We start from the raw sequence: 20002 nt of genomic DNA on the forward strand, positions 1-20002 counted from the left end.
ACGTCTGTCTGCAGATCGCGGGGACCTCTCGGTGGGAGTGTCTCCGGCTCCGGCTCCGGCTCCGGCTCCGACAGCGGCTCCGACAGCGGCGTCGGCGATGGCGCCGACCCGACGAACGCACCGACAGCCGGCACTGGCCACTCGCCGGCACTGGCCACTCGCCGGCGCGGCCCCCGGCGGACTGCGTCCGAGGCAGGCATCCCGCCCCTGGGCAGCCCGTCACCTAAGGTCTCGCGTTGTGACCGCGCCCCCCGTCAGTGTCGCGGAAGCCTCCCGACGCGCCTCGGAGATCGCCGAGGCCGTCGCACGCCCGCTGGTTGGCCGCACCGACTCCGGCGTCTGGCCGGCCGAGCCGCTTCGCGCGCTGCAGGACGCCGGGCTGGGCGGGCTCGCCGCCCCGCGGTCACTCGGCGGGACCGGGCTCGGCCTGAGCGGCGTCGCTGCGGTCGGGGAGGCCCTCGGCAGGGTGTGTGCCTCCACCGCGCTGTGCTTCGGCATGCACTCCGTGGGCACCGCGGTGATCGCGGCCAAGCCCACCGACCGGCAGCGTGCAGAGTTCCTCGACGCCATCGTCGCGGGGGAGCACCTCACGACCCTGGCGCTGTCCGAGCCGGGGACCGGCGCAGCCTTCTGGCTGCCGCAGACCCGGATGACCCAGGCCGGCACGGGCATGCGGATCGACGGGGAGAAGTCGTTCGTCACCAACGGCTCGCATGCCGACTCCTACGTCGTCAGCACGGTGGCCGCCGACCCGGATGCGCCTGTCGGTGAGTTCTCCTGCGTGCTCGTCCCGGACGATGCCGAGGGATTGACGTGGCACGACGCCTGGGAGGGCATCGGCATGCGCGGCAACTCCTCGAGGCGGGCCCTCCTGGAGGACGTCCGCGTCGGGGCCGACCACCTCCTGGGCGCCGAGGGCGACCAGATCTGGTACGTGTTCGAGGTCGTGGCGCCCTACTTCCTCATGGCGATGGCCGGGAGCTACCTCGGAGTCGCACAGGCATCGCTGGACGAGGCGACCGCACACCTGGGCCGTCGGGCACACGCGCACACGGGGCGCCGGCTGGCCACCGAGCCGATCCTCCAGCACCGCCTCGGCGAGCTGTGGGCGCAGGTCGAGCGGACCCGCCGGCTCGTCTACTGGGCCGCTGAGGAGGGTGACGCAGGTGGGCCGAAGGCCCTTCCCGGGCTCACCGCGGCGAAGGCAGAAGTGGCCCGGTGCGCCGTGGAGGTCACGAACGAGGCGATGACGCTGGTGGGAGGCATCGGCTACCGGGACCGGTCGCCCCTGGAGCGGCATCTCCGAGATGCCCGCGCCGCCGACGTGATGAGCCCGACCACGGACATCCTGCGCACCTGGACGGGGCGGGCGGCGCTCGGATTGCCGCTGCTGGGCGAGTGACCGGGGAGGGTGTCCCGGGGCGCTGCGTCCTCGCCGGGTTCTCGGCTGCGGACGCCGCGCTGGTCGAGGGGCTGGAGGGCGCCGAGCGGATCGACCCGTCCGAGCTCGCGGAGCCGCCGGGTCCGGCCGGCGGGCCCGTGGACCTGGTGGTCATCGGGCCTCAGGTCACGGCGGCCGTGTCGATGGTGCAGCGGGCCCATCGCCGGTGGCCGGATGCGAGCGTCGCCGTCGTGGCACCGGATCCGGTCACCGTCCGGCGCCAGGTGTCCTACGCCCCCGGCGTTCCGCTGGACCTGCTCGTCGCCGGCCGCACCGACGATCTGCTCCTCCGCTTCCAGGAGCTGCGCGCGGCCAGCATCGGACGCCGCCGGCACAGCGCCGTCCTCGCGGCCGTCGTCCACGGCGTGGGCGCGGCGGACGCTCCGTCGCCGTCGCGGGTCACCGCCATGGGAGCCCTCCTCGAGCACGCGCCGCTGGCCGTGCTCGTCGCCGGCAGCGCCGGCGAGGTGCTGGGCTGGAACCGCCGTGCCGAGGACCTCTTCGGCCTGGAGGCGGCGATGCGCGGGACGTCGGTGGACGACGTCATTCCCGGCGCGCTGTCGATCGTGACCTCCGCGCCGCCGGGGAACGGCCCGCTCGCGGCCGACCGGGTCGCGGCACCGCCGCTGCACGTGCGCGTCGCCGACCGGCTGGAGGTGGAGCTCAGCGCGGTGAGCAGCCAGACCGACCTGGACCGCCCCGTCGTGCTGCTGCTCGCCATCGACGTGACCGAGCAGCGGCGGGTCGAGCGGGAACGCGACCGCCTGGCCGCGCAGGTCGACCTGCTGGGGCAGATCTCCGAGTCGCTCATGGGGTCCCTCGACCTCGCGGAGTCGCAGTCCCGGCTGGCCGGCGCCCTGGTGCCGGCGCTCGCCGACTGGGTCAGCATCCACCTGCGGGACGACCACGACCAGTCTGCCGGGGTCCTGATCCGGCACCGGGATCCCGCGCTCGATGCCGTGGTGGGCAAGGCGGAGCGGCTGAAGTCCCGGAGGGGGCTGAGCACCGAGCCCAGTCGCCGGGCGGCCGCTGGTGAGGCGGTGCTGCTCCGAGACGTGGACGCCGAGGAACTCGTCGCCCAGGTGCCCGACGCCGGCCTGCACTCGCTCGTACGACTGCTGGGCACGAGGAGCCTGATCGCCGTGCCCGTCCCGGGCCGCACGAGCCTGCTGGGCTCCCTGCTCCTGGTGAGGAGCCCGGGCAGTGCTCCGTACACAGCCGCTGACCGGGACCTCGCGGTCGAGATCGGCAGGCGTGCGGGCATCGCGCTGGACAACGCGCGGCTGTACTCGGGGCAGCGCCACCTGGCCACGGAGCTGCAGCAGAGCCTGCTCACCGACCCGCCGACCGTCGCCTTCGCCGACATCGCCGTCCGCTACGTCGCTGCGGGCCAGCAGGCCCAGGTCGGGGGCGACTGGTACGACGCCTTCCGCCAGCGCAGAGGCGACCTCGTCCTCGTCATCGGTGACGTGGTGGGGCACGACACCCGTGCCGCAGCTGCGATGGGTCAGATCCGCGGGCTGGTGCGTGGTATCTGCTTCAGCTCCGCCGACGTCCCGAGCCGGCTGCTGTCCTCGGTGGACGAGGCGATCCAGGGGCTGGAGCTCAACACCATGGCCACCGCGGTCCTGGCCCAGCTCTCGCCTCCCACGGCGGACGGCCGGGACGTCCGGATGCGGTGGTCGAACGCAGGCCACCCCCCACCGGTGCTGCTGGACGCCACCGGACGGGCCCACCTGCTCGAGCCGGGAACCGGCAAGGCGGACGTCCTGCTGGGCGTCGACGCCTCGGCCCGGCGGACGACCGAGGAGACGACGCTGCCGGCCGGCTCGACGCTGCTCTTCTACACCGACGGACTGATCGAGCGGCGAGGGGAGGACCTCGACCAAGGACTGCGGAGACTCCTGGCCACCGTCGAGCAGCACGCCTCCGCGGACCTCGCCACGCTCTGCGACGCGATCCTGGAGGTCATGGTCCCGCGCGCCGGGGAGGACGACGTCGCCATGGTGGCCGTGCGGCCACGTTCGTCGTCCGCGGAGCCGGTCGGCCCCGTCGTGGACGGCGACGATGGGGCGAGCCCGGCGACGGGGCGGGTCGCTGCCGCGGTGGACGCGGCCCGGACCTCCTGGCGGCGGTTGAGCGCGGTGCCGGACCTCGTGCCGTCAGCCGTCCTGGAGCTGACGTCGCTGCGGCAGCTCGGGGCCGTCCGCCGTGCGGTGCGGGCGTTCCTGACCGAGTCGCTCCAGGCCGGGGGCGAGGTGGTCGAGGACGTCATCGACGAGGTGGTGCAGCGGTCGATCCTGGTCATCGACGAGCTGGCCTCGAACGCGCTGCGCCACGGCGCGCTGCCCGCCAGCCTCGACCTCCGGGAAGCCGGTGATCACTGGGTCGTCGTCGCCACCGACTCGGCCGGGAGCGTGCTTCCGACTCCGGCCGTGAGCCGCCCCGCCGGGCAAGGGGGATACGGGCTCTACGTCATCGCGGATCTCACCTCGGCGCACGGTGTCGAGGTCGACGGTGACCGCAAGCACGTCTGGGCTCGGCTCGCCAAGCACCTGCTGCCGGCTGACCAGCCATCGGACGCTGCCCGGTCCTAGGTCGCTGGGGCCGGTTCCAGCAGGAGGACGGGGATGCGGCGACCGGTACGCCGCTGGTACTCGACGTAGGACGGGAACCGGGTGCAGGCCAGCGACCACCACCGTGCGCGCTCTGCACCGGTGGCCTCCCGCGCGACGAGGGAGAGCACCAGGTCCCCGTCGCGCAGCTCGACCTGTGGGTGGGCCAGGGCGTTGGCGTACCAGTGCGGGTGCGCGTCGCCGCCCCGGGTCGAGGCCACCGCGGCGTAGACGCCGGCGTGAGTGACCCGCATGAGCGGCGTCTTCCGCAGCTTGCCGCTGCGCGCACCCACGGTGGTGAGCAGCACGACGGCGCGGCCGCGCAGGCCCTGGCCGGTCCGCTCGAGGTGCTCGACCTCCTCGCGCACCCACGGCACCGTGCTGGGCTCGTACACCCCGGGCAGCGCCATCCCTGCAGTCTCCCAGACCGGCACCTGGCTGCCGACGCGTCGGCGCGGCCTCGGCCGGCGCCCATCGGCACGCTCAGCGCCCGGCGAGCAGCCGGTCGACCTCCGGGGTGCGCCGGAGCGCGACCGTGCGGTCGGACCACGGCGCCGTGTGCAGGTGGTCCCGGAGCAGTTCGAGTCCCGCCGCGGACAGAGAGGTCACCGAACCGGCGTCGATGCCGTCGATCCGGGCCGGCTCCCGTCCGTACCGGCGGTGGAAGGCGTCGACCGCTGCGCCGTCGACCTCACCGGCCAGCACGAGGAGCCGACCACCCGCGGTGTTGAGCAGACGGACGATGCCGCGGGCGCCGGGACCGGGGGACGGCGGCGGGCTCACCCGGCCAGTGTTCCGGTCGAGGGCCACCACGCGCCAGCGGGACCGGCCCCGCCGATGACCGGCCGGGCTACACCTTCGCCGGGACCCGGATCAGGTTGTCGTAGCGGTCCGTGCGGGACTGCTTGTGGGCGTACATGCGCTCGTCGGCCCGGCGGACCAGGTCCTCGACCGAGCAGGGGTCCTCCGGGTCCCACAGCTCGGTCCCGATGGAGAACCGCAGCTCGAAGGCGGCGCTGGACCCGGCGTTGTAGTCCTCGAGTGCGGCGTCCAGTCGCTGCCGGGCCATCGTCGCGTCCGCGCCGTCGCCGAACAGGACGACGAACTCGTCGCCGCCGAGCCGGCCGACCACGTCGCCCGACCGGCACGCCGCCCGCAGGACCGCCGCGGCCGACGCGATCGCGCGGTCGCCCTCCTCGTGCCCCAGGACGTCGTTGACCTGCTTCAGGCCGTCCAGGTCGATGAAGACGGCCAGCCGGGTCTCGCCGGCCCGGGCGGCCCGGGCCAGCTCCTGCTCGGCCAGCTCGAACCAGCCGCGCCGGTTGTGGATCCGGGTCAGCTCGTCGGTCGTCGCGATGACGGCCATGGCCCGCTCGCGGCGGCGGCTCATGACCACCAGCGCGGTGCCGGTGATGAGGAGCAGTGCGACGACGAGGCCCTCGGTCCGGAGCCTCGCCCGGTCCAGGTGGCCCTGGAAGCCGTCCTTGCTCTGGACGTTCATGAACAGCCACGTCGTGCCCTCGAGGCGCTGCCACGCGGTGACGTAGTCGGTACCGCCCTCGGCGGTGTCCACGATGCCGGAGCTCCCGCCCGACCGCGCGGCGGCCAGCGCACGTGGATACGGCAGCTCGGTGCCGATCAGCTGCGGGTCCCGCGCACCGACGACGAGCCCGGCGGCGTCGACGAGCCAGCTCTCGCCCTCGTTCGCGCCGTCCCGCGCGAACTGCGGCGACGTGCCGCGAGCCGACCACAGGCAGACGAAGAGGCCCGTGCTGCCGTCGGACAGCCGCGTGGGGCTGCCGAGGGCGACGGCCGGCTCGTCGCCCACCCGGACGATGCCGGACAGCGGCACCTCGTCCGCATCGGTCCCGGTGACCGCGGCGACGAGCGGATCGAAGCCCGGGTCGGCCGGTGAGGCGCCCTGGTCGGCCGTCCAGTACGAGGTGATGAGCTGACCACGCCCGTCGAGCACGACGGCGCCGAGGTCGATCAGGCCGGCCGACCCTTCGACGATCGCCCGGATGCGGGCGACGTCCCTGGCCACCGCGGCTTCGTCGTCCCGGGTGGCCACGAAGGGGGGCACGCCGGCCGCTGCCTGCACCGACAGGACCGATGTCAGTTGGGTGAAGCCGTCCTCCGCCGTCCGGGCGCTCAGGTGCCCGAGGACGCGGGCCTGCTCGAGCCGGTCCTCCCGGTGCTGGGCGACGGCGAGCTCGCCGGCGTTCTGCGTGGACACGAGCCCCAGGACGCCCATGACCGCGACGAGAGCCCCCGACACCACCAGGGGTCCCCAGCTCCGCCGCGCTCCTGCGCGCTTCACGTTCCCACCGCTCGACACCATGCCTCCTCCGGCCGTTGCCGTTGCATCGGCGGCCGGCGGCGAACCTTGAGGGGCGGGTGGAGCAGGCGGGAAGGCCTCACCCCGAGGGGTACCACCGGCGCCTGCTGCCGCAGCTGCCGGAACCGGTCGCGGGGGCCCCACCGCATCCGCTACGGTCCGACGATGCGCCTTCCCGACGGTCTCGTGGCCGTGGTGAAGCGCGACTGCCCGACCTGCGTCCTCGTCGAGCCGGTGCTCCGCGAGCTGGGTGCCGCGGTGTGGTGCCAGGACGACGCCGGGTGGTTCGACGGCGACGACACCGCGCTCGAGCTCTCCTACCGCCTCGGCATCGAGACCGTTCCGACGCTGATGCGCATCGAGGACGGCGCCGAGACGGCCCGCGTCGTGGGCTGGAGCCGTGAGCAGTGGGAGGGCCTGACCGGGCGCAGCGACCTCGGCGCGGACCTGCCCGAGCACCGGCCCGGCTGCGGGTCGCTCTCGGTCGACCCCGACCGGATCGACGCCCTGGAGGCGCGGTACGGCGGCAGCGGCCTCGGCAGCCGCCGGGTGGAGCTCGCAGATCTCGAAGACGAGCACGAGGCGATGTACGACCGGGGCTGGACCGACGGGCTGCCGGTCGTCCCGCCCACGCCCGAGCGGGTCCTGCGCATGCTGCGCGGCACCACCCGCGACCCGGGCGACGTGGTCGCCGTCGTGCCGCCCGACCTCGTCGAGTGCACGGTCGAGAAGGTGGCCGTCAACGCGGTGATGGCCGGCTGCCTCCCCGAGCACCTGCCGGTCGTGCTGGCGGCGCTGGAGGCGGCCTGCACCGAGGAGTTCGCCCTGCACGGCCTGCTGGCCACGACGTACTTCTCCGGCCCGATGATCGTGGTGAACGGCCCGGTCGCGGCCCGGATCGGCATGAACAGCGGGGTCAACGCCCTCGGGCAGGGCAACCGCGCCAACGCCACCATCGGCCGGGCCCTGCAGCTCGTCGTCCGCAACGTGGGCGGCGGCCGCCCCGGCGAGATCGACCGCGCCACCCTCGGCAACCCCGGCAAGTTCACCTCCTGCTTCGCCGAACGGGAGGGGATGAGCCCGTTCGCGCCGCTGGCGGCCGACCGCGGCGTCCCCGGCGATGCGGTCACCCTCTTCGCCGGCTCGGGCGTGCAGCCCGTCGTCGACCAGCTGAGCCGGACGCCCGAGTCCCTGGCCCGGACGTTCGCGGCCTGCCTGCGGGTCAACGGGCATCCCAAGCTGCCGATGGCCTTCGACGCGATGCTCGTCGTCTCGCCGGAGCACGGACGGGTGTTCCGGGAGGCCGGCTGGGACCGCGCCCGGCTGCTCGCCGAGCTCGAGGGCCTGCTCACGCTGTCCGCCGACGAGCTCCTCCGCGGGGCGGCCGGCATCGCGGAAGGCGTGCCCGAGGGTCTGGCCGGGGCCCAGCTGCCCAAGTTCCGGCCGGGCGGGCTGCTGGTGGTGCACGCCGGCGGCGATGCCGGTCTGTTCAGTGCGATCGTCGGCGGGTGGGTGTCCGGTGCCACCGGCAGCGCCCCCGTGACCAGAGAGGTGCGCGCATGAGAACCGTCCTGGACCCCACGGGGGAGCGCCGGCCGTCGGCGCGGGAGCTGCTGCAGCGCCCGGCGTCGCTGCGCGGTCGCAGCGTGGGCCTGCTCGACATCAGCAAGGCCCGCGGGGACGTCGTCCTCGACCGCCTCGAGGAGCTGCTCACCGCCGACGGGGCGGTGGTCCGCCGCTACCGCAAGCCGACCTTCGCCCGGACGGCGCCGGTCGACCTGCGGCACGAGATCGCCGAGCAATGCGAGGTGGTCATCGAGGCACTGGCCGATTAGGGCTCGTGCACGTCGTGCAGTGTGCACGACATCGCCGACCTCGAGCGCCGTGGCGTGGTGGGGGCCTTCCTCGCCAGCGAGGTGTTCGCCGACGCCGCCCGGCTGCAGGGCGCCGCGCTGGGGTTCCCCGCACCGTTCGTGCTGCTGCCGCACCCGGTGCAGGACCGGACCGACGAGGAGCTGCGCGCGGCAGCCGACGGCGCCTATCCCGCCGTCGTGGCCGCGGTCACCTCCGGAGGAGCGGCACCCCGTTCCTGAGCTGGGCCGACCGCTGCGACCACCCGAGCCGTCCGAGCAGTGACCGGCTCGGGCTCCGGGTGGCGCCCGCCGGGACGGCGGCGGCGAGCTGCTCGACCTCCATGCGCAGGGCCCCGCGTCGCTCCTCGAGGACGGTGACGTCCGCGAGGAGGGCAGCGGTGCGTGCCGCGGCGTCCCGGTCCAGTCGCTCGCGTGCCGCAGTGGCCTCGGCGTCGGCCCGGCGGCGTTCCTCGCGGCCGACGGCGAGCATCCGCACCACCTCGTCGCGGGCCCGGAGCCGGGCCGCGGCCGCCTCGTCGGCGGCCCTCTCGCGGACCCGCTCTGCCTCCTCGGCGGCCCGCTGCTCCAGCCGGCGCACCTCGGCGACCCGGCCCTCCAGCTCGACCCGGGTCCGCTCCCGGGTCTCCTCGGCGACGGCGAGGGTGCGACGGGCGTGCTCGACCTTCTCCGCCGCGGCCGACCGCGCCTGGGCGAGCACCCGAACCGCGGCGTCGGCGGCGTCGGCCGCCACGCGACGGGCCTCGGTGCCGGTCTCCTGCGCGAACGCGGTGGCGTCCTGCCGGACGGCGTAGGCCTCCGCACGGATGGCCTCGGCCTCGTCCGCGGCGGCGGCGAGCATGGAACCGAGGTGCCGGGAGAGCTGGAGGAACTCACCCCCACCCGCGGAGTGCCCGAGCAGTTCACGGGCCTCGTCGAGGGCGGCGCCGGTCTCGAGCTGGCGGGCGAGCAGGTGCTCGCGCTCGCGCTCGGCCGTGGCCAGCTCGGTCTCGGCCCACTGGACGTAGGACTCGACCTCGAAGCGGTCGTAGCCGGCCAGCGCACGGCGGAACATCGGTGCGGCCTCGAGCACCCGGTCCAGGCCGGCCGGCACGTCCGGACGCATGTGCTCGTTCGTGCCCGCACGGGAGAGGAGGCCGGTGTCGCCGTCCACCCCGCTGTCGGCATGCAGCTCGACGCTCATCCCACCCACTTCCCCAGGAGTACCGGTATCGGGAACGACGCTAGGTCGAGCGGAAGGTGCGCGCTCGACCACGGACAGTCGCATCACCCGGACGGGGAGGGTTCACCCGGTCGGTCCTCGCAACGTCTCGCCCGCGCGGGTGAGGGGATCCCCGCAGCGGCTGCCGACCCCCCGAGCGGCGGGCACCCTCGTGGCATGGGACCCGATCCGAACGCACCGCCGCCGCCGCCGGGCAGCCTGACGGTGCCGCCGCTGCACGGCTGGGTCGTCCTGCTGGTCCTGCTGGGGCTCGTCATCGTCGTCGCGGTGTGCTTCCTGCTGATCGGCGCGAGCACCCCGTCGGACAGCCGGTCCGCGGAGTGGCGGTCATGGCTCGATGCGCGCTCCCGCGCGGGGAGCATCGCCGACAGCGACCCGGCCGCCACCCGCTCGGCGCCGCCCGGGGACCGTTCCCCGCACGGGGCAGGCGGGCGCTCCGGGACGCCGATCCGGCGCTGAGACCGGGGCGCCCCCGGCGGTCTGCCGGGTCCGCGCGCGTCGTCCTTGGGCGCGGTGCACAGGCTCGGCATCGGCCCTCACGCACGCGCTGAGGCCTGCGTTACAGTCCGAAAACACGGGCCGATGTGGGCCCGCTCACGGTGGGTGCGGCCCGGACGTCCCGGGGTCGTGCCCGCTCTGACCGTCGGAGGCGAGCCGTGCGACCGGGGCAGTGCGCCCGGGTCGAACGCTCCGGCACCGGACCCGCGCGCACCGTGGAGGCACCCGATGACCCAGACCGCGCAGAGCGCCGGGGACGTCGAGGACCCGCCACCGCCGGTGCCCATCGGCGTCCGCGTCGCGGAGCTGGCCGCCCGGTACGGCGACGCGCCCGCGGTCGTCTGCGAGGACGTCTCGCGGAGCTGGACCGAGCTGGACCGCCGCACCAACCGGCTCGCCCGGGCACTGCTCGCGCGCGGGGTGGTCCTCGGCGACCTGCTCACCATCGGCCTGCCGAACAGCGTGGAGTTCGTCGAGGCGTGCGTCGCCTGCTGGAAGGCCGGTGCGGTCCCGCAGCCGGTGTCCGCGGCGCTGCCGCCGCTCGAGCTGCAGGGCATCGTCGAGCTCGCCCGGCCGCCGCTGGTCATCGCGCGGGCGGGCATGGCGCTGGACCGCCCGATCGTCGACGTCGACGAGCTGCTGAGCGAGGTCGCGGACGACAGCCCGCTGCCGACGGTCGTCTCGCCGGCCTACAAGGCGCCGACGTCGGGCGGCAGCACCGGCCGGCCCAAGCTCATCGTGTCCGCGCAGGCCGGCGTCGTGGAGCCCTTCGGCGTCGCGGTGTGGAAGCACCGGCCCGGCGGCACCCTGCTCATGCCCGGCCCGCTGTACCACAACGGACCCTTCACCAGCGCCATGGCCGGGCTGCTGAACGGCTCGACGCTCGTGCTCATGCCGCGGTTCGACGCCGAGGGCGTCCTCCGCCTGGTCGAGCGCCACCGGGCCACCTGGCTCTACCTCGTGCCGGCCATGATGAGCCGCATCTGGCGGCTCCCCGACGAGGTCCGCGACGGCTACGACCTCTCCTCGCTCGAGGTCGTCTGGCACCTGGCCGCCCCGTGCCCGCCCTGGCTCAAGCAGGTGTGGATCGACTGGGTCGGCGCCGAGGTGCTGATGGAGCTCTACGCCGGCACCGAGGCGCAGGCCGGCACGATCATCAGCGGCGCCGAGTGGCTGGAGCACCGTGGCTCGGTCGGCAAGGTGGCCTACGGCGAGATGACGATCCTCGGCCCGGACGGCGAGCAGCTGCCTCCGGGCACGGTCGGGGAGGTCTACCTGCGGCGCGCCCCGGGCATGGGGCCCTCCTACCGCTACATCGGCGCGGAGGCGCGCACCCGCGGTGACTGGGAGTCCCTCGGCGACGTCGGCTGGCTGGACGAGGACGGTTACCTGTACCTGGCCGACCGGCGCACCGACATGATCCTCGTCGGCGGCTCGAACGTGTACCCGGCCGAGGTCGAGGCAGCGCTGGACGAGCACCCGCAGGTCGCCTCCAGCGCCGTCATCGGGCTGCCCGACGAAGACCTGGGCCAGGTGGTGCACGCGATCGTGCAGCCGGCGCCCGGGCGCGACGCCGTCGACCTCGACGACCTCCGCCGTCACCTGGCGGAGCGGCTGGTGCGGTACAAGCAGCCGCGCACGTTCGAGCTGGTCGGCGAGCCGCTGCGGGACGAGGCCGGCAAGGTCCGGCGCTCCCAGCTGCTGGCCGACCGGCTGCCCGCCCCGCAGTAGCCCCCTCCTCCGACCTCGTCCTGCACCCGACCCGACTGGAGTTCCGTCATGACCGCGACCGACGCACGAACCGTGGGGGAGGACCTGCGCCAGCGGGTCGCCGACTTCCTCGCGGAGCACGACCACACGACCATGGAGCGGCTGGACTTCCTCCGCGCGCGGTACGACGCCGGGCTGGCCTGGGTCAACTTCCCGGCCGGGCACGGCGGGCTGGGCCTGCCCCGCGCGTTCCAGACGCAGGTGGACGCCCAGTTCGCCGCCGCCGGAGCCCCCGACAACAACCCGCGGGGCAACGGCATCGGCCTGGGCATGGCCGCCCCGACGATCCTGGCCTTCGGTACCGAGGAGCAGAAGGAGAAGTTCCTCCGCCCGCTGTGGACCGGTGAGCAGATCTGGTGCCAGCTGTTCAGCGAGCCCGGCGCCGGCTCCGACCTCGCCGCCGTCAGCACCCGCGCCGTCCGCGAGGGCGGTGACTGGGTGGTCAACGGCCAGAAGGTGTGGACGTCGGGTGCGCACAAGGCGCAGATGGCGATCCTGGTGGCGCGCACCAACCCCGAGGTGGCCAAGCACGCGGGCCTCAGCTACTTCCTGTGCAACATGGACGCTCCCGGCGTCGACGTCCGGCCGCTGCGGCAGATCACCGGCGAGGCCGAGTTCAACGAGGTCTTCCTCACCGACGTGCACGTCCCCGACAGCCAGCGGCTCGGTGACGAGGGACAGGGCTGGAAGGTCGCCACCGCCACCCTGAACAACGAGCGCGTCGCCATCGGCGGCGGTGGCGGCGGCCGGGAGAGCGGCATGGTCGGCGTCCTCGCCCGGACCTGGCGCGAGCACCCCGAGCGCCGCGGCGCCGGCCAGCACGACAAGCTCATGCGCCTGTGGGTGGACGCCGAGGTCGCCCGGATGACCGGACAGCGGCTGCGGCAGAAGCTCGCCGTCGGCGAGCCCGGCCCCGAGGGGTCGGCCATGAAGCTGACCTTCGCCCGCATCGCCCAGGAGGCCAGCGGGATGGAGCTGGAACTGCTCGGCGAGGAGGGGCTGCGGTTCTCCGACTGGACGATGAAGCGCCCCCAGCACGTCGACTTCACCGGCCGCGACGCCGGCTACCGCTACCTGCGCGCCAAGGGCAACTCCATCGAGGGCGGCACCTCGGAGATCCTGCGCAACGTCATCTCCGAGCGGGTGCTCGGACTGCCCTCCGAGCCGCGTGTGGACACCGGCATCGCCTGGAAGGACCTGCCCCGATGAGCCTCAACCTGCTCTACACCGACGTCGAGGACGACCTGCGCAGCAGCGTGCGCGACCTCGTCGCCGCCCGCAGCGAGCCGAACACGGTGCTGGGGATCTACGACGGCGATCGGTCCGTCGTGGACCCGCTGTGGCGTGCGATCGCCGGCGACCTCGGGCTCGCCGGTCTGCTCATCCCCGAGGAGCGCGGGGGAGCCGGTGCCTCGGCCCGCGAGGCCGCCGTGGTCCTCGAGGAGCTGGGCCGCTCGGTGGCACCGGTGCCGTTCCTCACCAGCAGCGTCGTCGCCACGACCGTGCTGCTGGCCGCCGCGCCGGGGGGTGCCGCGGATGAGCTGCTGGCCGGCCTGGCCGCCGGCGAGCGCACCGCCGCGCTGGTCCTCCCGCTGTCGGCGGGGCCGGGCGAGGAGTCCCCGGCCTTCTCGGCCGAGGAGGGGCGGATCAGCGGGAGCGCACGGAGCGTCGCGGGCGCCATCGAGGCCGACGTCCTCCTAGTGCCGGTCGCCACGGCGGGCGGCACCGCCGTGTACGCGGTGGCGGCCGCGGACGCGCGCATCGAGCCCGTCGTCTCGCTCGACATGACCCGCCAGCTCGCCGACGTGACCCTCGAGGGGGTGGCGGGCCAGGAGCTGCTCGGCGCCGGCGAGGGCGGGGACGCGGTGCGCCGCGGCCTCGAGGTCGGTGCCGCGCTGCTGACCTCCGAGCAGTACGGCGTCGCGCAGTGGTGCCTGACCACGACGATCGCCTACCTCAAGGACCGCCGGCAGTTCGGCCGCGTGGTCGGTGGCTACCAGGCCCTCAAGCACCGGCTGGCCGACCTGTACGCGGCCGTCGAGTCGGCGGGCGCCGCGGCGCGGTACGCGGCGGCGGCGACGGCCGATGAGGACCCCGAGACCGTCGTGGCCACCGCGGTGGCGCAGTCGTTCTGCTCCGACGTCGCGGTCAAGGCGGCCGAGGAGGCCGTCCAGCTGCACGGCGGTATCGGCATGACGTGGGAGCACCCCGCCCACCTCTACCTCAAGCGGGCCAAGGCCGACCAGATCGCCCTTGGCACCCCGGCCGCCCACCGCGCCCGGCTGGCCGAGCTGGTGGACCTGCCCGCGCCGGCCCCGGTGGGCTGACGCCCGGCGCGGCGCCGCCGGACGTGGAACGGGCCCGGCCCCGGGTGGTGATCACCCGGGGCCGGGCCCGTCGTCGTGGGTCAGACCGAGGAGTGCGAACCGGTCTCCACCGGCGCCGCGGCGCGTGCCGCCGCCCGCCGGGCGAGGAGCAGCGCCGCGACCAGCAGCAGGACGCCGACCACCAGCGCGACGATCGGCAGGACGGTCCCGACCAGCTTCAGCAGCTGCGAGTCGTCTGCCACCTGGTCCCCGCGCGTCTCGATCGAGTCGTCGGTGGACTCGATCGCGATGGTCGCGAACGGCACGTCCACCGTCGTCACGCCCAGGTCGAGCGAACCGGTGATCTCCTGCGTGCTCCCGCCGGCGACGGTCGCCCCGAGCTCCTGGTCGGCGACGACGAGGGTCGTCGTCTTCGACGTCCACTCGATCGGGATCGAGGTGGGCAGCGACGGCAGGACCCCGGGCAGTGCGGCCAGCAGCTCCGGAGCCACGAGGCCCTCGAGCCCGGGCGCCAGCGCCGCGAGCTGGGCCTTGGGCAGGAAGCTCGGCAGGCCCAGCGACGGCGGGTCGGCGAGCTCACCCTCGGCCACCGACTCGTACCGGTAGACCTCGCGACCGCCGAGCGTGTCCTCGCCCTCGAACGTCAGCGGGGCGGCCTGCATCGTGTACTGGTCCCAGTACCCGTACGCGCCCTCCTCGGTCGAGGGGTCGACGGGGAGGCTGAAGACCAGACCCTCGGCGGACGTCACGTCCTCGGCGTCGCCGGGGGCGGCGACGGCCTCGAAGGTCTCGCGGTCGACGGCGAACCGGACCTCGGTCACCTGCGGCCGTCGATCGCCGATGGTCCGCTCGTCCCTGCGCAGGACGATCTCGGTGTCGCCGTCCACGGACTCGCCGAGCACCTGCCGGGTCGCCTGGATCGGGACGTCCTCCGACAGCACCTCGGTCGACGAGCCGTTGATCACGCCCGGGTTGATGCCGTTGTACGTGCCCTCGAACTCGAGCGTGACGTCGAGGTCGGTCGGGAGCTCGGTGACCGAGGGGACGACGACGAAGCGGACGACCGCGGCGGCGACGATCAGCAGCACGCCGATGACGGCGAGGACGACGGAGGAACGGGTCAATCTCACGTGTGGGACTCCGGAAGCGAGGGGGGTGCGAACCCGACGAGTCTGCGTCGCTCTCGACTGTGACCTGCGTCGGGGCCTTCGCGCTGCCGAATCCGCCCCGAACGGGTCGGTGACGTCGGCCACCATGCAGTTCCGCAACTATCCGGGCTCACGCCGCCGTCCACCGGGCGGGAAGGGCGCGTCCACGCCGAATCGGACGCCGAGCATGCGGATCGCGAAGCACACCGCGGCGGCCGCCACGGCGGCGACCGGGCCCCGGGCGTCGAGCAGGTCGGCGACGACGACCACGGTGGCGCCGACCAGCGCGGGCACGGCGTAGAGGCCGCTGCTGAGCACCGACGGCACCTGGCGGATCAGCACGTCCCGCAGGGTGCCGCCGCCCACCCCGGTGATCGCACCCACGATCACCGCCTGGGCGGGGCCGAAGCCGAGATCGACCGCCTTGAGGGCGCCGGTGACCGCGAACAGGCTCAGCCCGGCGGCGTCGAGGACGGTGATCGTGCCGTTGATCCGGTCCAGGTGGTGCCCGGTGAGGAAGGCGATCAGCCCGCCGGCGGCGGCCACGGCCAGGTAGCGCCAGTCGAGGAAGGTGGCCGGCGGGAGCGCGTCGAGGAAGACGTCCCGGATGGTGCCGCCGCCCAGAGCGGTGATCATGCCGAGGGTGATCACGCCGACGATGTCGAGCCGGGTGGTGCGCAGGGCGGTCAGGGCACCGTTGAGCGCGAAGGCGAAGGTGCCGACGAGGTCGAGGACCAGCAGCGCCGTCGTTGCCATGGCGGGAACGTAACCTGCGCGTCGCCGGCGCCCGGCGCACGAGTCGTCGGCCCCGGGTGTCTCATGCTTGACCGGGACAGGCCACCGAGCGGGGACGAGGAACCACGGCGATGAGTTCGACCTTGCGCACCGTCGTCCGGCAGATCGGGCCGTCGGTGATGCTGCCGATGCTGGTGTACGAGATCGGCCACGGCGCGGTCATGCCGGTCATCGCCCTCACCGCCCTGGACGCCGGTGCCTCCACGACGGTGGCCGGGCTGATGCTCGCCGCCATCGGGATCGGCACGATCCTGGGCGACGTCCCCGCCGCCTGGCTGGCCAACCGGGTGGGCGAGAAGGGCGCGATGCTCGCCGCGATGCTCGCCTCCGCGGCGGCGATGCTGTCGGTGCTGCTGACCGACTCCGTCGCCGCGCTGGCGGTGGCCCTGCTCGTGCTGGGCGCCTGTGGCGCGACGATGCACCTCGCCCGGCAGTCCTACGTGGCCGACGTCGTCGCCGTCCACCACCGCGCCCGGGCGATGTCCACCCTCGGCGGCGTGTTCCGCATCGGCCTGTTCATCGGCCCGTTCGTCGGGGCGGCCGTCATCTCGGTGTGGGGGACGCGGTCGGCGTTCGCCGTCGCCGTCGTGGCGTCGCTGCTGGCCGCCGTGGTCCTCGCCTTCGCGCCGGTCACGTCGACGGGTGGGTCGGCGGTCGGTGCCCACTCCGGACCGGTGGGGGTGCGGGAGATGTTCCGCCGGCACCGGCGGCTGTTCCTCACCCTCGGCATCGCCGTCGCCTCGATCGGCGCCATCCGGGCGGCCCGGGTGGCGGTCATCCCGCTGTGGGCGGAGCACATCGGCCTGGACGCGACGACCACCAGCCTGATCTTCGGCATCGCCAACGCCGTCGACATGGCGCTCTTCTACCCCTCCGGCCACGTGATGGACACGCTGGGCCGGCTGTGGATCGCCGTCCCCTGCATGCTCGTCCTGGGCCTGGGCACGATGGCCCTGCCGCTGGCGTCCAGCGCCGCCACCCTCACGGCGGTGGCCATGGTGATGGCCTTCGGCAACGGGATCGGCTCCGGCATCGTCATGACCCTCGGCGCGGACACCTCACCCGAGGTGGACCGGCGCTCGTTCCTCGCGATCTTCCGGCTGATCAACGACGTGGGCACCTCCCTGGGACCGGTCGTGCCGGCGGCCATCGCCACGGTCGCGACGCTGGGGGTGGGCATCGCGGTCATGGGCGGGGTCGGACTCCTGGGCGCGGCGGGTCTCGCCCGGTGGGTGCCGAAGTACTCGACCTACGCCACGCGGGCCATGGTGCGCGACCACCGCCGGCGGCTCGCCGAGACCCAGGCCGCCGTCATCCCGGGGTGAGCCGGGCTTCCGAACGCCGCCCGGGGGCCGGCGCCGTCCCGAGGATCGCGGCCAGCGCGGAGTCGGAGGCGGCCAGCGCCTCCCGGTCGAAGGTGCTGCTGCTGGCGACCAGCTCGGCGGCGCCGGTGCGCTCGATCAGCTCGGCCACGCGCCTCTCCACCTGAGCGGCGGTGCCCGCGATCGCCGCGGCGGCCGTCTGCTCGAGGTACCGCTGCTGCCGTGGGGTGCGGGACGCGGCCTGCACGGCCACCAACGGCTCCAGCGGCGGGAACGATCCCGTCGTCCGGGACACCGCCATGGCCCACGCCTCGGGCAGCAGCAGGTCCGCGGCCTCGGCGGCGGTGTCGGCGACCAGCACGTCGAGGCTGATCGACACCCGCGGCCGGGCCAGCTGCTCCGAGGGTCGGAAGTCCCGCCGGTACCGGGCCAGCGCCGCGAGCCCGGGCTCGGGGTCCCCGGCCACGCCCAGGAGCGGACCGCCGACGATCACCGGCAGCCCGAGCGCGGCGGCCACCTGCAGCCCCTGCCCGGTGGCCAGCACGTGCATCGGGACGTCGCCGACCGGACGGGGGTGCACCGTGATCTCTCCCGTCCCGGTCAGGAAGCCGCGCAGCTCGGCCAGGTCGGCGGCGAAGTCGCGCTCGGTCTCCCGCAGGGCGCGGCGCACCGGCGGGGTGAAGCCGGGGGAGCGCCCCAGGCCCAGATCGACCCGGCCGGGCGCGAAGGCCGTCAGCGTGGCGAACTGCTCGGCGACGACGAGGGGCTGGTGGTGGGGGAGCATCACGCCGGCCGAACCCAGCCGGATGGTGGACGTCGCGCCGGAGAGCGCGGCCAGCAGGACGGCGGGCGCGGCGCCGGCGATGCCGGGGACCCCGTGGTGCTCGGCCACCCAGAACCGCCCGAACCCGAGCCGTTCGGCGGACGCCGCGCGCGCGACCGTCGCACGCAGCGCTGCCGCATCGGGTTCGCCGGCGCGGGTGCGGGCCCGGTCCAGCAGCGACAGCCGGGGCTCGGGAGCGGTCACGGCCGGTGCAGCGCCCTCCGCCCGTGGCCTGTTCCGATCAACCCCGTCCGGTGCCGGCCGCGGTCGGTGCGCCCGCCCGCGGCAGCGACAGCGTGGCCACGAGGGCGGCGGCGAGCACCAGCGCGCTGACCGCGAACGCCCACTGGAAGGAGGCGACGTCGGTGAGCCAGCCGGCGACCAGCGGGCCGGTGATCGCGCCGAGGTCGGCCGACATCTGGAACACCGCGACCACGCGTCCGCCGCGCGCCGGGCTGACGTCGGCGACCAGCGCGGCCGGCGCGCTGGCGAGCAGGGCGGCGGCGAGGCCGAACACCGCCATGGACAGCAGGAACAGCCCCAGCTGCGGCGGGGCGACCAGCACCAGCATCGAGGTGGTGGCCAGCGTGGAACCCAGCAGCAGGGAGGGCCGCCGGCCCCACTCGTCGACCAGCCGGCCCGACCGCAGCAGGGCGATCGCCTGGGCCAGCGATCCGACCAGGAGGCCCGCCCCCGCCCAGGCGACGGTGCGGCCGAGCTCCTCGGTCACGTACAGCGGCACCAGGGAGTTGCGGACGCCGAAGAGCACCCAGCCGACCCCGAGGTTGGCCACCAGCGCCGCGAGGTAGGCGCGCGACCGCAGGGCGCTGCGCAGCCCGACCGGGCCCGGGTCGAGGTCCACGCCGGCCGACGGCGCCGCCGTCGCCCCCTCGGGCGCGGTGCGCAGGAGCACCATCCCGACGACGCCGGCGACCAGGAGGAAACCGGCGTACAGGAAGAAGGGCAGTCGCGGGGAGAGCTCGGCGAGCAGACCGCCGGCCGCGGGCCCCGCGATGCCACCGAGGATGAACCCGCCCTGCCAGGTCGCCGCGGCGCGTCCGCGGTGCGTGGGCGGGGCCACCCGGAACAGCAGCGAGAGCGCGGCGACGCTGAACATCGCGCTGCCCACGCCACCGGCTGCGCGGAGGGCCAGGAAGACGGGGAAGGAGCCGGCCAGGCCGGCGGCACCGGTGGTGACGGCGACGATCAGCAGCCCGGCGGCCAGGACCAGGCGTTCGCCGAACCGCTCGACCAGCGAGCCGCCGCCGAACGCCGAGACGAAACGGAAGAACGCGAAGGCGCTGACGGCCAGGCCGACCGCCGTCCGGCCGACGCCGAAGTCGCGGGCGAACAGCGGGATGGCCGGCGCCACGATGCCGAAGCCCAGGGCCACGACGAAGGCGATGATCGCGAGGACGCCCACCTCGCGGGGCAGTTCACCGCGCCCGACGAGTCGCACGACGGTCGATCCTGGCACGTCGTGGCGGGGCGCTCCGCCGGCGGGTGGGACCCGGCGCGACGGGGGAGGAGGCGGAGGACGACCCCGGCTCAGGCCGGTTCGGGGACGCTGCCCGGATCGCCGCCGGGATCCTCCGGCGTGGCCTCGATGGGCGGCGGCGGGAGCTCCTCCGGTGCGTCGGGCAGCAGCTCACCCGGGTCATCGGGGATCGGCTGATCGGGATCGATCTCGCGACCCGGTTCCGGCAGTGGGGACACCATGCGAGTAGTCAACCAGCGCATCCGTCCCGTCGCAGGACCCGGCCCGGCCCGCGGAACGCCGTCGCCGGATCGGGGTGGGCCGGCCACAGCGCCCCCTGCCCACGATCGGGCAG

General features: G+C 74.7%; 17 protein-coding genes and 1 pseudogene. 9 read left to right on the top strand and 9 right to left on the bottom strand.

Annotated features, from left to right (window positions below; translation table 11 throughout):
* Positions 1 to 238 precede the first annotated feature (238 nt).
* The gene (locus RM425_RS05825; RefSeq protein WP_311344239.1) at positions 239 to 1402 is read left to right on the top strand and encodes an acyl-CoA dehydrogenase family protein; all 1164 of its coding nucleotides are present in this window, start codon (positions 239 to 241) and stop codon (positions 1400 to 1402) included.
* Positions 1399 to 4038, top strand: a complete 2640-nt coding sequence (locus RM425_RS05830) for an ATP-binding SpoIIE family protein phosphatase (RefSeq protein WP_311344240.1) — start codon at positions 1399 to 1401, stop codon at positions 4036 to 4038. The genes RM425_RS05825 and RM425_RS05830 overlap by 4 nt, the downstream gene beginning before the upstream one ends.
* Here RM425_RS05830 and RM425_RS05835 read toward each other — a convergent pair.
* From RM425_RS05835 to RM425_RS05845, 3 genes are all read right to left on the bottom strand, one after another.
* Positions 4035 to 4466, bottom strand: coding sequence for a nitroreductase family deazaflavin-dependent oxidoreductase (locus RM425_RS05835; protein ID WP_311344241.1), 432 nt, complete (start codon positions 4464 to 4466; stop codon positions 4035 to 4037). The two genes, RM425_RS05830 and RM425_RS05835, sit on opposite strands and share 4 nt — an antisense overlap.
* A 73-nt stretch (positions 4467 to 4539) precedes the next feature.
* Positions 4540 to 4839 carry a hypothetical protein gene (locus RM425_RS05840; protein WP_311344242.1) on the bottom strand — a complete coding sequence of 100 codons (300 nt, stop codon included), beginning with the start codon at positions 4837 to 4839 and terminating at the stop codon, positions 4540 to 4542.
* A gap of 67 nt (positions 4840 to 4906) precedes the next feature.
* Positions 4907 to 6376, bottom strand: a complete 1470-nt coding sequence (locus RM425_RS05845; protein ID WP_311344243.1) for a GGDEF domain-containing protein — start codon at positions 6374 to 6376, stop codon at positions 4907 to 4909.
* A 183-nt stretch (positions 6377 to 6559) separates the two neighbouring features.
* On the opposite strand from RM425_RS05845, the gene RM425_RS05850 reads away from it, so the two are divergent.
* Entirely contained in the window at positions 6560 to 7957 is a 1398-nt protein-coding gene (locus tag RM425_RS05850; RefSeq protein WP_311344244.1) for a thioredoxin family protein, read from the top strand.
* Positions 7954 to 8487, top strand: a pseudogene (locus RM425_RS05855) (UGSC family (seleno)protein). Before RM425_RS05850 ends, RM425_RS05855 begins: the two are co-directional and overlap by 4 nt.
* Here the strand turns inward: RM425_RS05855 and RM425_RS05860 are convergent.
* Complete coding sequence (locus RM425_RS05860) at positions 8456 to 9448, bottom strand: hypothetical protein (RefSeq protein WP_311344245.1); 993 nt, start codon at positions 9446 to 9448, stop codon at positions 8456 to 8458. The pseudogene RM425_RS05855 and the gene RM425_RS05860 sit on opposite strands and share 32 nt — an antisense overlap.
* 195 nt (positions 9449 to 9643) lie before the next feature.
* Between RM425_RS05860 and RM425_RS05865 the strand changes: the two genes are divergently transcribed.
* From RM425_RS05865 to RM425_RS05880, 4 genes are all read left to right on the top strand, one after another.
* The gene (locus tag RM425_RS05865) at positions 9644 to 9946 is read left to right on the top strand and encodes a hypothetical protein (protein WP_311344246.1); all 303 of its coding nucleotides are present in this window, start codon (positions 9644 to 9646) and stop codon (positions 9944 to 9946) included.
* A gap of 267 nt (positions 9947 to 10213) precedes the next feature.
* Positions 10214 to 11716: an AMP-binding protein gene (locus tag RM425_RS05870; RefSeq protein ID WP_311344247.1), complete on the top strand. Its 1503-nt coding sequence runs from the start codon at positions 10214 to 10216 to the stop codon at positions 11714 to 11716.
* Between the two features lie 48 nt (positions 11717 to 11764).
* Positions 11765 to 12964 carry an acyl-CoA dehydrogenase family protein gene (locus RM425_RS05875; RefSeq protein WP_311344248.1) on the top strand — a complete coding sequence of 400 codons (1200 nt, stop codon included), beginning with the start codon at positions 11765 to 11767 and terminating at the stop codon, positions 12962 to 12964.
* Complete coding sequence (locus RM425_RS05880; RefSeq protein ID WP_311344249.1) at positions 12961 to 14082, top strand: acyl-CoA dehydrogenase family protein; 1122 nt, start codon at positions 12961 to 12963, stop codon at positions 14080 to 14082. Before RM425_RS05875 ends, RM425_RS05880 begins: the two co-directional genes overlap by 4 nt.
* Positions 14083 to 14162: 80 nt before the next feature.
* Here RM425_RS05880 and RM425_RS05885 read toward each other — a convergent pair whose 3' ends face one another.
* Positions 14163 to 15212: a porin PorA family protein gene (locus tag RM425_RS05885; protein ID WP_311344250.1), complete on the bottom strand. Its 1050-nt coding sequence runs from the start codon at positions 15210 to 15212 to the stop codon at positions 14163 to 14165.
* 138 nt (positions 15213 to 15350) lie between these two features.
* On the bottom strand, positions 15351 to 15986 hold the full coding sequence (locus RM425_RS05890; RefSeq protein ID WP_311344251.1) for a trimeric intracellular cation channel family protein: 636 nt from the start codon (positions 15984 to 15986) through the stop codon (positions 15351 to 15353).
* 110 nt (positions 15987 to 16096) lie between these two features.
* On the opposite strand from RM425_RS05890, the gene RM425_RS05895 reads away from it, so the two are divergent.
* Positions 16097 to 17350 (top strand): MFS transporter, encoded by a 1254-nt coding sequence (locus RM425_RS05895; RefSeq protein WP_311344252.1) that lies wholly within the window; start codon positions 16097 to 16099, stop codon positions 17348 to 17350.
* Here RM425_RS05895 and RM425_RS05900 read toward each other — a convergent pair.
* From RM425_RS05900 to RM425_RS05910, 3 genes are all read right to left on the bottom strand, one after another.
* The gene (locus tag RM425_RS05900) at positions 17337 to 18374 is read right to left on the bottom strand and encodes an MsnO8 family LLM class oxidoreductase (protein ID WP_311344253.1); all 1038 of its coding nucleotides are present in this window, start codon (positions 18372 to 18374) and stop codon (positions 17337 to 17339) included. The two genes, RM425_RS05895 and RM425_RS05900, sit on opposite strands and share 14 nt — an antisense overlap.
* Positions 18375 to 18411: 37 nt before the next feature.
* Complete coding sequence (locus RM425_RS05905; protein ID WP_311344254.1) at positions 18412 to 19629, bottom strand: MFS transporter; 1218 nt, start codon at positions 19627 to 19629, stop codon at positions 18412 to 18414.
* Between the two features lie 89 nt (positions 19630 to 19718).
* Positions 19719 to 19889 (bottom strand): hypothetical protein, encoded by a 171-nt coding sequence (locus tag RM425_RS05910; RefSeq protein ID WP_311344255.1) that lies wholly within the window; start codon positions 19887 to 19889, stop codon positions 19719 to 19721.
* Between the last annotated feature and the right edge of the window lie 113 nt (positions 19890 to 20002).

Source organism: Blastococcus goldschmidtiae, assembly GCF_031845325.1.
Taxonomy (GTDB): Bacteria; Actinomycetota; Actinomycetes; order Mycobacteriales; family Geodermatophilaceae; genus Blastococcus; species Blastococcus goldschmidtiae.